Annotated in this window: 15 protein-coding genes; 2 read left to right on the top strand and 13 right to left on the bottom strand. The window is 66.5% G+C overall.

Going from position 1 to position 13,000, the window contains the following annotated elements:
- From gspD to gspG, 9 genes are all read right to left on the bottom strand, one after another.
- The coding region (gene gspD / locus AADJ04_RS15220; protein WP_341240119.1) for a type II secretion system secretin GspD at window positions 1–2,207 on the bottom strand (2,207 nt) is incomplete at its 3' end.
- A gap of 43 nt (window positions 2,208–2,250) precedes the next feature.
- Window positions 2,251–3,027, bottom strand: coding sequence for a type II secretion system protein N (gene gspN, locus AADJ04_RS15225; protein WP_341240129.1), 777 nt, complete (start codon window positions 3,025–3,027; stop codon window positions 2,251–2,253).
- Window positions 3,028–3,142: 115 nt separating this feature from the next.
- Window positions 3,143–3,682 (bottom strand): type II secretion system protein GspM, encoded by a 540-nt coding sequence (gspM, locus tag AADJ04_RS15230; protein ID WP_207374434.1) that lies wholly within the window; start codon window positions 3,680–3,682, stop codon window positions 3,143–3,145.
- On the bottom strand, window positions 3,679–4,938 hold the full coding sequence (gene gspL / locus AADJ04_RS15235) for a type II secretion system protein GspL (protein ID WP_341240120.1): 1,260 nt from the start codon (window positions 4,936–4,938) through the stop codon (window positions 3,679–3,681). The genes gspM and gspL overlap by 4 nt, the downstream gene beginning before the upstream one ends.
- Window positions 4,939–5,000: 62 nt before the next feature.
- Window positions 5,001–6,014, bottom strand: a complete 1,014-nt coding sequence (gspK, locus tag AADJ04_RS15240) for a type II secretion system minor pseudopilin GspK (protein ID WP_341240121.1) — start codon at window positions 6,012–6,014, stop codon at window positions 5,001–5,003.
- Window positions 6,011–6,754 (bottom strand): prepilin-type N-terminal cleavage/methylation domain-containing protein, encoded by a 744-nt coding sequence (locus AADJ04_RS15245; protein WP_341240122.1) that lies wholly within the window; start codon window positions 6,752–6,754, stop codon window positions 6,011–6,013. Before AADJ04_RS15245 ends, gspK begins: the two co-directional genes overlap by 4 nt.
- On the bottom strand, window positions 6,755–7,120 hold the full coding sequence (gspI, locus tag AADJ04_RS15250; protein ID WP_044399746.1) for a type II secretion system minor pseudopilin GspI: 366 nt from the start codon (window positions 7,118–7,120) through the stop codon (window positions 6,755–6,757). It lies immediately after the preceding gene.
- Window positions 7,117–7,557 carry a prepilin-type N-terminal cleavage/methylation domain-containing protein gene (locus AADJ04_RS15255; RefSeq protein ID WP_341240123.1) on the bottom strand — a complete coding sequence of 147 codons (441 nt, stop codon included), beginning with the start codon at window positions 7,555–7,557 and terminating at the stop codon, window positions 7,117–7,119. The genes gspI and AADJ04_RS15255 overlap by 4 nt, the downstream gene beginning before the upstream one ends.
- An 87-nt stretch (window positions 7,558–7,644) precedes the next feature.
- Window positions 7,645–8,097, bottom strand: coding sequence for a type II secretion system major pseudopilin GspG (gene gspG / locus AADJ04_RS15260; protein ID WP_341240124.1), 453 nt, complete (start codon window positions 8,095–8,097; stop codon window positions 7,645–7,647).
- 49 nt (window positions 8,098–8,146) lie between these two features.
- On the opposite strand from gspG, the gene AADJ04_RS15265 reads away from it, so the two are divergent.
- Entirely contained in the window at window positions 8,147–8,596 is a 450-nt protein-coding gene (locus AADJ04_RS15265) for a type II secretion system protein N (RefSeq protein WP_066782495.1), read from the top strand.
- Between the two features lie 83 nt (window positions 8,597–8,679).
- Here AADJ04_RS15265 and AADJ04_RS15270 read toward each other — a convergent pair whose 3' ends face one another.
- From AADJ04_RS15270 to ilvA, 3 genes are all read right to left on the bottom strand, one after another.
- Entirely contained in the window at window positions 8,680–9,276 is a 597-nt protein-coding gene (locus AADJ04_RS15270) for a histidine phosphatase family protein (RefSeq protein WP_341240125.1), read from the bottom strand.
- Entirely contained in the window at window positions 9,273–10,085 is an 813-nt protein-coding gene (locus AADJ04_RS15275) for an adenosylcobinamide-GDP ribazoletransferase (protein WP_341240126.1), read from the bottom strand. The genes AADJ04_RS15270 and AADJ04_RS15275 overlap by 4 nt, the downstream gene beginning before the upstream one ends.
- 72 nt (window positions 10,086–10,157) lie before the next feature.
- Window positions 10,158–11,720, bottom strand: a complete 1,563-nt coding sequence (ilvA, locus tag AADJ04_RS15280) for a threonine ammonia-lyase, biosynthetic (protein WP_341240127.1) — start codon at window positions 11,718–11,720, stop codon at window positions 10,158–10,160.
- A gap of 394 nt (window positions 11,721–12,114) precedes the next feature.
- On the opposite strand from ilvA, the gene AADJ04_RS15285 reads away from it, so the two are divergent.
- Complete coding sequence (locus AADJ04_RS15285; RefSeq protein WP_198846768.1) at window positions 12,115–12,564, top strand: OsmC family protein; 450 nt, start codon at window positions 12,115–12,117, stop codon at window positions 12,562–12,564.
- Window positions 12,565–12,599: 35 nt separating this feature from the next.
- Here the strand turns inward: AADJ04_RS15285 and coq7 are convergent.
- On the bottom strand, window positions 12,600–13,000 hold a 401-nt coding region (coq7, locus tag AADJ04_RS15290; protein ID WP_341240128.1), incomplete at its 5' end, for a 2-polyprenyl-3-methyl-6-methoxy-1,4-benzoquinone monooxygenase.

The raw sequence follows: 13,000 nt of genomic DNA on the forward strand, positions 1-13,000 counted from the left end.
ACAGGGGCAGGCTGCAGTGCAGGCTCTGCCGCTGCTGGCATTGCGCGGGGCTCCAGCGGTGGCAGGATGGGGGCGCCTGACACCGAACGCATCACCAGGTTGTTGTCAGGCTGCACCACTTGCTGCAGCGCGCGAATGGCTTCGTAGCGGTCGGTCATCAGCGCATCGCTGGTCATGGAATCGCGCACCACCACGGGGCGCAGGAACACCATCAGGTTGGTCTTCTTGCGCGAGCGGTTCTCGCTGCGGAACAGCGCACCCACCACGGGGATGTCACCCATCACCGGCACCTTGTCCTCGGCCTGCGAATAGCTGTCTTCCAGCAGACCGCCAATCACGATGATGTTGCCGTCGTCCACCACCACGTTCGACTCGATGGAGCGCTTGCTGGTGGTGGGGCCGTTGGTGTCCTTCAGCGTGGCGGCGTCGATCTTCGATACCTCCTGGTAGATCGACATCTTCACCGTGCCGTTTTCGCTGATCTGCGGGCGCACGCGCAGCATCAGGCCGACATCCTTGCGCTCCACCGTGTTGAATGGGTTCACCGCACCAGAATTGCCGCCGGTGTTGGCGTAGGAGCCCGTGACGAACGGCACGTTGTTGCCGATCACGATCTTGGCTTCCTCGTTGTCCAGCGTCATCAGGTTGGGGGTGGAGAGCACGTTGGCATCGCCGCTGTTTTGCAGGAAGTTGGCCAGTGCGCCCAGGTAGTACTGGCCATTGATGCGGGGGGCTAGCGCCATGTTGAGCCCGCCGCCCAGCGAGCCAACGGCGGTGGCGATGGTGGTGGCGTTGCCTGAGGCGATGGCCGCTGTCGCGCCCAGGATGTTGGCGCCTGCGGTGCCCGAGTTGGTGCCGATCACGCCCACCGTGCCGTTGTTGCCCGCACCGATGGTGCCTTGCCACTGAATGCCAAACTGCGCGAGCTTGCTGGCCGACACTTCCACGATCAGGCTTTCCACCAGCACCTGCGCGCGGCGGCCGTCCAGCTTGTCGATCACGGCGCGCAGCTGGCGGTATTGGGGCTCGGGTGCGCTGATGATGAGCGAGTTGGTCGTCGGGTCGGCCTGGATCTGTCCGCCGGTGGAAGGCTGGTTGCTGTTGGTATGGCTGCTGCCGGCTCCAGCCCCCAGAGCGGTACCAGAGCCCAGGCCTGCGGAACTGCTGCTGGTGCCGCTGCCCAGCATCGATGTGTTGGTGATGCCGGTGGTGGTGCTGGGCGTGGACGAGCCATTGCCGCCTGTGCTCGTGGTGGCCGCGCCGCTGGCGCTGGACATGGCCGCACGCAGGGTGGTGGCCAGTTTGGTGGCGTCGGCATTCTTCAGGTAGACCACGTGGATGTTGCCGGTGGATGCGCTGCTGCCGGGTGCTGGCGGCTGGTCCAGCTTCTCGACCAGCGAACGCACCATGGCCACGCGGGCAGGGTTGGCGGCCCGGAGAATCAGCGAATTGCTGCGGGGCTCGGCCAGCAGCGTGGTCTTGAAGGCGTTGTCGGTTTGCCCCTGCACGGCAGTTGGCGCTGCGCCGTTGCTGCCGCCATCAATCAGGCGCGATACCAGCGGCACCAAATCGGCCGCAATCGCATTGCGCAGTGGAATCACCTCCACGTCGGTGGCGTTGGACACATCCATCGCCGCCACGATGCGCGCCAGGCGCTGCAGGTTGTCGGCATAGTCGGTGATCACCAGCGAGTTGTTGCCGGGGTTCACGTTGATGGTGTTGTTGGGGCTGATCAGCGGGCGCAGCACCGGCACCAGATTGGCCGCGTTTTCAAAGTTGAGCTTGAAGATTTGCGTGACGATCTGCCCACCGGCAGGCCCTCCCGTCGCACCGCCCTGCGACACGCTCACGCTGCCGCCCTGCAGCTTGGCATCGGCTTCTGGCACCACCTTGTACAAACCTGCAGACTCCACCACTGTGAAGCCTTGCAGGCGCAGCGCCGCCAGGAATTGCTGGAACGCGGCCATGGGCGGCACCGCCCGTTCGGTGATCAGCGTGAGCTGGCCTTTGACGCGGGGGTCCACCACCACGTTGCGCCCGGTGATGGTGGCCATGGTGCGGGCCACGGCTTCGATCTCGGCATTGGCGAAGTTGAGCGTGACCGGCTCCCCGGCGCGCACGCTGCTGGTGCCCGTGCCTACCGCAGTTTGTGCATGAATTTGGCCGCTAAGGCACGCCAGGAAAGCGCTGACAGCTATGCTATTCATAGCAAAACGCAGGCGTGGCGAAAGGATGGAAGTCGTCATAGGGTCAACCCACGGTGATGAGGGAGCGTGCGCCGCTGCGCCGCCCGATGATATTCAGGAGATTGGCCAGTGCCGCTTCGCGGTCTGGCGCGGCAGAGGCTTCGCCCGCAAAGCGCAGGCGCTGGCTCACCCATTGGCCGCTGCCCGTCAGTTGCAACGGCCCCTGCAAGGTGCTGAGGGCCAGGGCGGGCACTTCGCCGCCCGTCAGCTCCAGCCGGTAACTGCCCATGGGGCGCAAGGTCGATAGCCGCGATGACATGGACATGGCGTCAAGCTGGGCGCGCCCGGCCAGGGCCATGCGGCCCGCGGACCAGACGGCCTCCAGCCCCTGGGTCTGCAGCATCAGCTGCCCTTGCGGTTGCAGGGTGTTCCACGGCGTGCCCAGGCCTGCCAGCACGGCAGCGGGCCATTGGCTACGGCTGTCTTGCAGCGCCACGCGCACCTGCCCCAGTTGCACGCGAACCTGTGCCAGCAGGGGCTGTGGAGTGCAGCAGGTGGCGTTGATCTGGAGCCGCAGGCCGTTCCATGACGGGCGCAGTTGCCACTCCAGGCGGCCGGGCAGGGCGGCGCTGTCCTGGCTGGCGCCGCCGCCGGTCAAGACGAGTTGGGCAGATCCGGTCCAGACGGTGCCGCGGGCCTGGGTCAGTTGCACCTGTCCGCCCGTGGCGGCCCCCAGGCGCTGCGTCAGCCATTGCGATGGCGCAAAGGCGACGATCGCGGGCAACACCCCTGCCATCGCACCCGCCACGGCCCAGCCCCAGGGTGCACGCGCCGCTGTCATCGGCAGTGCGCGCGAGCGCGACCGTGCCTTGCTGCGAGAGGCAGTGTCGGCAGAACGCGGGCTGGATCGGGTGCGGTTGAACACGGCGTAGGGCGTCGGCTGGGCGATTGAGAAATTAACGGGCGGGCAGGGCCAGCACCACCGTGCCGTCCCAGCGTGGGGTGGCAGGGGCGGCGGCGTTGCCCAGTGTGGCCGGGCCGGCATTGGAGGGCGCTGCGGCGTTGCTGCGCGTCAGCCGCGCCTCCACCGTCACGGCCCGCGCATTGGTGCGCGCCAGGGCCAACCATTCGGCGGTGGCATCGGCAGGTGCGGCCTTGAGCGTGACCGTCACGCGGTCGCCCAGCACGTTCATTTGCGCGGCAGTGCCCAGGCGCTGCGTCAGCGCGGTGCGCAGCGCGCCCACGGCATCGCTGGGCGAGGTTTGTGGCTGGGCTTGCAGTTGCTGTGCTTCTGCCTGCAGGCGCTGCATGTGCTGCAGTTGCAGGTCGAGCTTGCGGTGCAACTCTGGTGCCTGGCGCAGCGTGGCCAGCGCGGGCGCCAGGGCCACCCACCAGACCAGTGCGAGGGCGACGATGCCGCCAGCGGCCAGCACCAGGTTCTGCTCGCGCGGTGCCAGCGCCTTCCAGCGCGCCTGCAGGGCGGTGGTGCGGCTCATGGCGTGCCCTCGCTGCGCACCAGCAGGGTGCCATCTTCGATCCGTGCGCGGTAGCCCGCAGCTTGCAGTCGGGTGTTGAACACAGATTCCTCATCAGGCGCCAGGGTCACGCCACGCAGGCGCAGTTCACCGGGCGCAAATTCGACCGCACTGGGTACGCGGCCATCGGGCAGGGCACCGCCAGCAGCGGCCATCAGGGGCTCCAGGTCGCGGGGCGATACGCTGCCAGCCTTCTGGCGCAACAGGGTCAGCTCGCGCTCCATTTGCACAGGGGCATCGACGACCACCTTGACCTGGGGGAACGTTGTGGTGAGCGCGCCGCGCACGGCCGCTTGCTTGGCCGCCAGGGTCTGCTTTTCTTGCCATGCCCAGGCATTCAGGCCCACCAGGTGCGCCGCTGCCAGCAGCCCTGTCGCCCAGCGTGCTGCGCGCCACTGGGGGCCATACAGGAAGGCACTGGCTGCGGAGCCCGCCTTGCGCATGGCCCGCAGGCGGCCGGTGCTGGCCAGCTCGAACTGCGCCAAATCCCAGTCACCGCGTGCTGCGTCCAAAGCACGTTGGGTGGATGTGTGCAGCGTGACCGGGCGGCCCAGGGTGCGCTCTGCGGCCTCGGCCACCGCCGGGTCGGCGCGCACCACGGGGGCGGCAGCATCGTCGTGGGCTTGCTGCGTCAGGCCGGCCAAGGCCAGCACGGCGGCCGAGAGCGGCAGCATGGTGACGCTGTGGTCTGCACCCTGGCCGCACAGAACCAACTGCGGGTCGTCAGGGGTGCCGATGGCAAAGATTTCAGTGCCGCCACTGGCGGTGGGGCCGGGGGCAAATTCAGGCACCACGCGAGATACGGGTCGGCCTGCTGCCTCCAGCGCCTGCAGGTGGTCGCGCAGCCAGCTGCGGTCGCACACGGCCACCCACACCGGGCTGCCAGCGCGGGCGCCAGGCTGCAGGGCAAAGTGCAACTGGGCGGGGTCGTCGAGCAAGCGGTCTTCCAGCAGGCCTTCCAGAATGGAGCGCAGGCGGGGGGGCTGCTGGTTGGCCCCCAGCGGAATTCCAGGCGGCAGCTGCACGCGTTGCCACGACAGAGCGGCCAGGGGCACTACCGCCACCACTTCGCCGCCGGGGCGCGATGGCTCGGGCAGCAAACCGGCAGCCGCGTGCGCATGGGCCGCGGCCGTGTGGCCGTCGGATGTGAGTGCGTAGCTGTAGGTGGTGGTGATGCCCGGTGGCGTCAGGGGCAGGGTAAGGATCAGAGAGCTCATGGGCAGGTTTTGCAAACCATTTTAGGGGGCTGGCATGACGGTAATGCGCTGCTGGCAATGCGTCAGCGCAGAGGCTGCGCGGCTGCGGCGGAATCGCGGTCCAAAACACCACGTTGGCGCCACAGCGTGGTGGCCACGGTACCTTCTTTTCGCACCAGCGAAAGCTCATCCACGGTGGAGGGGCCCAGGCGTAAGCGCCCACGCACTTCAAAGTAGCGCGAGGCAATGGCGTGCAACTGGTCATCCCACAGCATGTTGGCGCCCAGCACCTCTTTCACATCGTCTGACCTGCGGAAGTGACGCGATTCGCGTGCCGCGATGAGCTTTTGCGCACCGGCCAGGTCAATGCCGTCGATAGCGGCCCACAGCACATCCAGCTCGGCGGTATTGAGATTCACCGGGGTGCGCACGGGCAGGATGGTGACATGCGGTGCCAGTGCCGCCACCGTGCTGGCGGGCAGGCCCAGCCAGCCCAGTTGAGACACCATTTGCGGCATCAGCGGTGCGTTGGCATCGTCCTTGCCCGGCGCTGCCTGGGCGTTGCGCAGCGCTTCCACCAAGCCGTTGAGCTGCTGCGGGGGCAACCCCAGGCGCTCAAAAAGCCGCGTGAACTGCCGCAGGGCGCCGGCCTGTACCTGCCCGCCTTCGACCAGGCTGGTGAGGTTGAGGCGGCTTTGCATATCGATGATCTGGCCGGAGAGGAAGGCTTCCGTGGTGTCAGTGCTGGCATCGTCCACCTGGGCCACGTTGCGGTCTGCCGCGAGGAAGGTGGACAGGCGTGCCTCTTGCAGCGGAATGGCCCAAGGCTCGGCCAGGTGGTCGGGGCCACCCGCACGGCCGTCGGACGCAAGAATGAGCCGTGACCAGTCAAGGGCGCCCACCAGAATCCATGCGGATTGCACGCGGCCCCGTTCGGCTGTCTCCACCTCCACCGCGCGCCATTGCTGCCACATGGCCGAGGCCGCCAAGGTGGCTACCAACGTGACCGTGAGCATGGCGGCCAGCAGGGCCGCCCCCCGCTGCCGGCGGCGGCCCGCGGGCTCGTCAATGGTGTGCTGCGCCATGGGCTTGGTCATGTGCGTCGCCCTCCCAGCGCGGGGTTCACCCAGTCACGCAGCAGCTGGCCGCTCAGCGCCCCGCCGGGCGAGAGCGTGAGCTGCAGCCGGATGCCCTCGGGAATGGCGCTGCTGGGGTCAGCGCCTTGGCCCACTCCCGGCGCAGTGCCTTGCGTTGTGCCCGCGCTGGAGAGTGCGTTGGACCAGGCCCCGCCGCGGTAATAGAACACCTGCCATCCATCGATGGGAATCAGCGCCACTTCATAACGTCGGTCTGCATCGCCCGGTGTGCGCGCCCATTGGGCCGCCTGGGCCCAGGCTTCTTGCCACTGGGCACGGGTGCGCACGGGGGGCGATTGCCAGCGCAGCCATTGGGCGCCGTTGTTGGTGGCGCGGCGCGTCCACGCCACGACCACGGGGCCTTCGTCGGGGATGGCGGAGCTGCGACGCGTCATGCGCAGCACTTGCCCGTCCCAGTCCAGGGGTGTGGTCTGTGCCAGCGGGGCCAGGGCGTCCAGATCGGCACCCCACTGGGCCAGGGCTGCCTGCAGCACCAGCATTTCGTCCGCACGCTGGCGGGTGGCCTCTTGGGTGCGCACCATGCCGTCAATGCCGCGCCAGCTCAAAATGGCGATCAATGCCATCACGCTGATGGCCACCAGCAGCTCAATCAGCGTGAAGCCGCGCGCTGACGGCACCGCCCCGCTGGAGCGGCGGCTGCGTAAATGGATGAAAGAAACCGAGCGGCGCAGGGTGGCCATTCAGTTCCTTCCGATGATGGTGGAGATGCGCAGGATGGGCGTGTCGGCATCAAACACCTGCGCGTCCATGCGCCGGAATTGCGGGTTGGGGGTGGGGCGCACGATCACGCTCACGCTGAACTGCCTCCCTGCCTGTTCGCAAATCTCGGTGCTGTCACCCACGCTGGGCATCTGGCGCGACAGGCGTGCCTTGACGAGCTCGTTCTCGGCGCACAGGTGGGCCAGAACGATGTCCGTCTGCCGCTGTGCATTGCTCGTCAGCGTGCTGGCCGCCCGTGTGCCCGCCAGCAGCGCAATCGCCACGATGGCCAGCGCCACCAGCACTTCCACCAGTGTGAACCCGCCCGCCGCACGCTGCGCGCTCATGGCATGGACTCCACGGTGAACGGGCGCAGCCCGTCGGTCACCACGCGCAGGGCCTGGTCGGGCCGCTGCTGGTGCGACAAGATCACTTGCTGGGGTCCGATCAGGGGCTCAGGCCCCAGCACCACGATGGCCTGGCCGCGCACGATGATGCCCGGGTCCAGCCACTGGCTGGGCAGCGCCGAAGGGGGCAGGCCTTCAAACCGGAAACCCTGTTCCGTCACGCGCCAGCGCACCATGGCCCCGGTGGCGCGGGACTGGGCCCGGCCCGACTCCAGCAGCGCAGCAAGCCGGGCGCCTTCGCGCTCCAGCACCGTCTGTCCGTTGTCGCGCATGGCGATGGAAACACCCGCCGTCGCCAGCGCCATGATGCTGATGACCACCAGCAGCTCCAGCAGCGTGAAGCCACGCGCTGGGCGGGCGGTGAGGAAAGGGTTCAAGGCAGGCAGCCGCACGGGCACGGCGGAATCAGCAGGTCAGCCAACAATGATGCGGGGACATGCACGCGAGGGCGGCGGTGCGTGGCGTCACTGCCAGCTGCCAATGTCCGCGTCCTTGCCTTCGCCGCCCGATTGCCCGTCTGCGCCGAACGACATCACGTCGATCTCGCCCTTGATGCCGGGGCTCAGGTATTGGTAGGGGCGGCCCCAGGGGTCATTGGGGAGCTTGTCCAGATAAGGTTTCCAGTTGTTGGGAATGGGGCCGGTGGTAGGCTTGGCGATGAGCGCCTGCAGGCCTTGCTCTGCCGTGGGGTAGCGCTGGTTGTCCAGGCGGTACATCTTGAGCTGCTGGACGATGTTGGCGATGTCGGTCTTGGCCGCCGTCACGCGGGCATCGTCTGCACGATCCAGCACATTGGGCACGATCAGCGCGGCCAGCACGCCGATGATGACCATCACCACCATCAGCTCGATGAGCGTGAAGCCACGGGCCAGGCTGCGGCGTGCGTGGCGCAGAGAGAAGAAAGAGGGTGTGTTCACTGCAAGCGTTCTCGGGGTGGTCTCGAATCGGCTGAATCATAATCGCCACATGGTGACAAACACACACTCTCAATGGGGCATCCGACTGGCAACTTTGGTCTTGTGGGCCGCTGCGGGTGCCAGTGTGGTTTATTGGGGGCTGCGTTTGTCCTCGCGGCCTTCAGGCATGGCGGCACCCGTGGCCCCCGCGCCCCAGGCTGCGCCGGATGGCACGGCGCTGGCGCGCCTGCTGGGTGCAGTGCCCGCCGGGCCTGCGGCACCGGTGGCCGTGGCCGCGCCCTCCAGTCGTTTTGCGCTGCTGGGCGTGCTGTCAGGCCGCAGCAGCGGTGGCGGCGCGGCGTTGATCTCTCTGGATGGCAAACCGGCCCGCCCGTTCCGCGTGGGCGCGCAGGTGGATTCGGGGCTGGTGCTGCAGTCGCTGGGCCCGCGCCAGGCGTCGTTGGGGGCGTCGGTGGATGGCCCCACCACGGTGCGTCTGGAGATGCCTCCCAAGGGCTGACGGCTTCTCTTTTTCCCCGGGCCTGATTCTCGGTGCGCACCCCTTGCTGTGGTCGGCAGGCGGGCTTTTTCTTCTACGACCCGTTACGTCTGTTGCACCGGTGCTTCACCGGTCAAACCGGGTCGGACCATCACCCAATCTCCCCAGCCTGGCGCTTCCAGCGGCCATTGGTGCGATAGCGGCAGTTTGCCTCCGTGATTGCTCAGCCACGCCACGCAGCGCGTGACGCCTGCGTGCGTGATCCACGCCACAGGGCGGCCTTGCTCCAGGGCCTTGAGGGCTTCGCGCCGTGCTGCGTCTACACGGGCGAGCATGGAGTGCAGGTTCTCACCGGCCCCCGGGCGGTAGTGGGCAAAGTCCTGCGTCCAGGCGTCGATCTCGCCACGCGCAATGTCGGCCCACGGGCGGCCTTCCCAGTCGCCAAAATCCATTTCGCGCAACCGCGGGTCGGGGTTGCTAGCCAAATCGGGCCGCAGCGCAATCAGGTAGTGCGCAAGCTGCTCACATCTTTGTAGCGGCGAGTGGCTCATCAGCGTACCCCTTGGCAGGGCCTCGGCCAGTCGCCGTGCTGTTTGCTGGGTGGCCTGGGGGTTGGCAGGCACATCCAGCGCGCCGTAACAGGTGCCGGGTGCCACCTGCGGCGCAGCGTGCCGCACCAGCCACCACGCGGCCGGTGTCACCGCGCTGCGCCCAGGGCCAGGGCGGCACCCAGGTAAAAACCGATTTCACCCACCTGCTGGGTGGCGCCCAGGCAGTCACCCGTGAAGCCTTGCAGGCGTCGCGCAAACCAGCGCCCCATCCACGCAGCGGCCACCATGCTGACGGTGATGGACGCTATTAAAAATATAGCTGCATGCGCTTGATAGACAAGCGCCAGAGGCAAAAAACACCACAAAACTGCCGCTGCCAGCGCGCCGCGAGAAATCTGGTCGGCCAGTGGCTTGCTTTTGGATCGGGCCGTGTCACCCACATGCGGCAGCCACCGCACGATGAACAGCGGCCACAGCCGCGAGAGCACATGCCCCCCGGCCAGTGCCGCCAGCGCCGCCCCCAGGCTGTGCGCGCCCAGCAGCGCCAGCAGGCTGACCTTGGCCAGCAGCGCCAGTACCAGGGCCATGGCGCCAAAGGCACCAATGCGCGAGTCCTTCATGATGTCCAGCGCGCGCTCGCGGTCGTAGCTGCCGCCCAGGCCGTCGGCCACGTCGGCCAGGCCATCCTCGTGAAAGCCGCCAGTCATCATCACTGTGGCTGCGGTGCACAGCACCGCAGCCACCAGGGAGGCCAGCGGCTGCTGCGCACCCAGCCCTAGGTGCAGCAAGGCAAACACGGCGCACGACAAGGCTGCCGCGAGCCAGCCAATGCCCGGAAAATGCGCCGCGCTGGCGCGCAGCATGGCTGGGCTGTAACCCACCCACGCAGCCAGCCGCCCCGTGACGGGGATGCGGGTGAAGAACTGCACAGCCAGCAGGTAGTGGCGCAGGGCTTGCATCGGTTGTGTTGAGGGTGCTATTGATTCAGTAGCTGCTTGCGCTTGCTGAATAAGCGCTAGAGGCCATTTTGATCAAGACCCTGCGCGCAGGAACAGGCGATACGCCGGGTTGTTCGTCTCTTCCACATAGGGGTAGCCCAGCGCGTCCAGGAACGCGTCGAACGTGGCCGTGTCTTCGGCGGGCACCTGCATGCCGACCAGGATGCGTCCGTAATCGGCCCCCTGGTTGCGGTAGTGGAAGAGGCTGATGTTCCAGGTCGGCTGCATCAGGCTCAGGAACTTGAGCAGCGCGCCGGGGCGCTCAGGGAAGACAAAGCGCAGCAGGCGCTCGTCTTGCGCCAGGGTCGAGTGGCCGCCCACCAGGTGGCGCAAGTGCTCCTTGGCCAGCTCGTCGTGCGTCAGGTCCAGCGTTTCAAACCCCTGCTGGTTGAAATGCTGCGCAATCGTGGTCGATTCACCCTTGCCGCGCGTGGTCAGGCCCACGAACACATGAGCCTTGGTCGCGTCGCTGATGCGGTAGTTGAACTCCGTCACGTTGCGCGGGCCGCCGGGCAGGGCGCCCACGGCTTCGCAGAAGCGGCGGAAGCTGCCGCGCTCTTCTGGGATGGTGATGGCGAACAGTGCTTCACGCTCTTCGCCCACCTCGGCACGCTCGGCCACGAAGCGCAGGCGGTCGAAGTTCATGTTGGCGCCGCACAAAATGGCGGCGTAGGTCTCGCCTTCGGTGTGGTGCGTGTCCACATACTGTTTGATGGCGGCCACGGCCAGCGCGCCTGCGGGCTCGACGATGCTGCGCGTGTCCACAAACACATCCTTGATGGCGGCGCAGACGGCATCGGTGTCTACGGTGATGAATTCATCGACCAACCCGGAAGCGATGCGGAAGGTTTCCTCGCCCACCAGCTTGACGGCGGTGCCGTCCGAGAACAGGCCCACATCGGGCAGGGTGACGCGTTCATGCGCCTTGACGGACTGGATCATCGCGTCCGAGTCGTTCATCTGCACGCCGATGATCCTGACCTCGGGCCGCACGGCCTTGATGTAATTGGCCACACCGCTGACCAGCCCGCCGCCGCCAATCGCCACAAACACCGCATTGAGCTGGTTGCTGCCCAGGCTTTGCAACTGCCGCAGGATTTCCATGGCAATCGTGCCTTGTCCGGCAATCACGTCGGGGTCATCGAAGGGGTGCACGAAGGTCAGGCCCTGTTCCTTTTCGAGCTTGAGCGAGTGGCCGTAAGCGTCCGAGTAGCTGTCGCCAAACAGCACCACTTCGCCACCCAGGCTCTTCACCGCGTCAATCTTGAGCTGTGGGGTGGTGGTGGGCATCACGATCACGGCACGCACGCCCAGTCGCTTGGCGCTCATGGCCACGCCCTGCGCGTGGTTGCCGGCCGACGCGCAGATCACGCCGCGTTCCAGCTGTGCAGGCGTCAGGTGCGCCATCTTGTTGTACGCCCCCCGCAGCTTGAAGCTGAAGACAGGCTGCTGGTCTTCACGCTTCAAGAGCACCCGGTTCTTCAGGCGCTGGCTCAGGTTTTTGGCAGGCTCCAGGGGGGACTCCACGGCCACGTCGTACACACGGGCGGTGAGGATTTTTTTCAGGTAATCGGCGGGGGTGAGTGGCTGTGTCATGGGGCGATAGGATCACCCGCCCAGCAGAGCAGGCGGGGCACACATCATAGTGGGGGCGGTTGGCGCTTGTTTTTTAAACAGTCTCTGCGGTGCTGGCTGGGGTGGCGCTGGGTGCATTGCGACCAAACCCGGGGCAAAAAAAAGCCCCAGGCCGTGAGGCTTGGGGCTGAATCCATCCTTTGAGGAGATGGAGGAGACAATCGGAGCGAGCAAACCAGCGTTTGTACTGATTGCTTTTGGTTGTTTGTTTCAACAACCGCGCATGGGTGAATTGTATCCTCATGCTTGTTGCGATGCAGCAAAAATTCGCAGCCGTTTTGGACGGCTTGGTAAAACCGTAAGAAAAAAACCACGCATGGGTCCTGCCCCCATGCGATCCCCAGGAGAAAAACACATGGAATGCACAGTCAGTTGGACGGCCGCGGCCGGTACCCGGTCCGGAATGGGCTTTGTCGCAGAAACCGGGAGCGGCCACGTTTTGGTCATGGATGGTGCGCCTGACGCGGCCAACCCCGCCAATGGAGGCCAAAACCTGGCCCCCAGGCCGATGGAAACCGTGCTGGCCGGCACCGGCGGTTGCACGGCTTATGACGTGGTGCTGATCCTCAAGCGGGGACGCCACGATGTGCGGGGCTGCAGCGTCAAGTTGACGTCCGAGCGGGCCGACACCGACCCCAAGGTGTTCACCAAGATCCACATGCAGTTCACCGTAACGGGGCGGGGCATACCTGCGGCGGCCGTGGAACGTGCCATTGCGATGAGCCACGAAAAATACTGTTCCGCCAGCATCATGCTGGGCAAAACGGCCGAGATCACCACCGGTTTTGACCTGGTAGAGGCCTGAGGTGGCTGCAGGAGGGGCGTCTCCTGGCGCGCCCCTCAGATGCGGTGCGCCGTGGTTGTCATCACCTTGGCTGCAAAACGCATCAAGCCCTGAGCCGCTTTGGGCAGGGGCAAGGCGCCGCGGTATGCAGCCTCCTCGGCATGCCGTTCCTCGTCCTGTTTCATGCGTTCAACCACTGCGCGGGAGGCGGCATCTTCCTCGGGCAGCCTGGAAAGGTGGCTTTGCAGGTGTTTTGCCACCTGGCGTTCCGTTTCCACCACAAAACCCAGGCTGGCCCGGTCACTCACCTTGGCAGCCACAAAGCCCAGGGCAAATGCCCCTGAGAACCAGAGGGGGTTGAGCAAGCTCGGGCGGGCGCCCAGCGCTTGCAGTCGCTCGTGGGTCCAAGCCAGGTGGTCTGTTTCTTCTCGGGCCGCCTGAAGCAAATGCTGTCTCA

Source organism: uncultured Acidovorax sp. (genome assembly GCF_964021665.1).
Taxonomy (GTDB): domain Bacteria; phylum Pseudomonadota; class Gammaproteobacteria; order Burkholderiales; family Burkholderiaceae_C; genus Acidovorax; species Acidovorax temperans.

Coding starts and splice junctions, on each gene's coding strand:
- gspN (WP_341240129.1), bottom strand. CDS start 3,027: ATGACAGCGGCGCGTGCACCCTGGGGCTGGGCCGTGGCGGGTGCGATG.
- gspM (WP_207374434.1), bottom strand. CDS start 3,682: ATGAGCCGCACCACCGCCCTGCAGGCGCGCTGGAAGGCGCTGGCACCG.
- gspL (WP_341240120.1), bottom strand. CDS start 4,938: ATGAGCTCTCTGATCCTTACCCTGCCCCTGACGCCACCGGGCATCACC.
- gspK (WP_341240121.1), bottom strand. CDS start 6,014: ATGACCAAGCCCATGGCGCAGCACACCATTGACGAGCCCGCGGGCCGC.
- AADJ04_RS15245 (WP_341240122.1), bottom strand. CDS start 6,754: ATGGCCACCCTGCGCCGCTCGGTTTCTTTCATCCATTTACGCAGCCGC.
- gspI (WP_044399746.1), bottom strand. CDS start 7,120: ATGAGCGCGCAGCGTGCGGCGGGCGGGTTCACACTGGTGGAAGTGCTG.
- AADJ04_RS15265 (WP_066782495.1), top strand. CDS start 8,147: ATGGTGACAAACACACACTCTCAATGGGGCATCCGACTGGCAACTTTG.
- AADJ04_RS15275 (WP_341240126.1), bottom strand. CDS start 10,085: ATGCAAGCCCTGCGCCACTACCTGCTGGCTGTGCAGTTCTTCACCCGC.
- ilvA (WP_341240127.1), bottom strand. CDS start 11,720: ATGACACAGCCACTCACCCCCGCCGATTACCTGAAAAAAATCCTCACC.
- AADJ04_RS15285 (WP_198846768.1), top strand. CDS start 12,115: ATGGAATGCACAGTCAGTTGGACGGCCGCGGCCGGTACCCGGTCCGGA.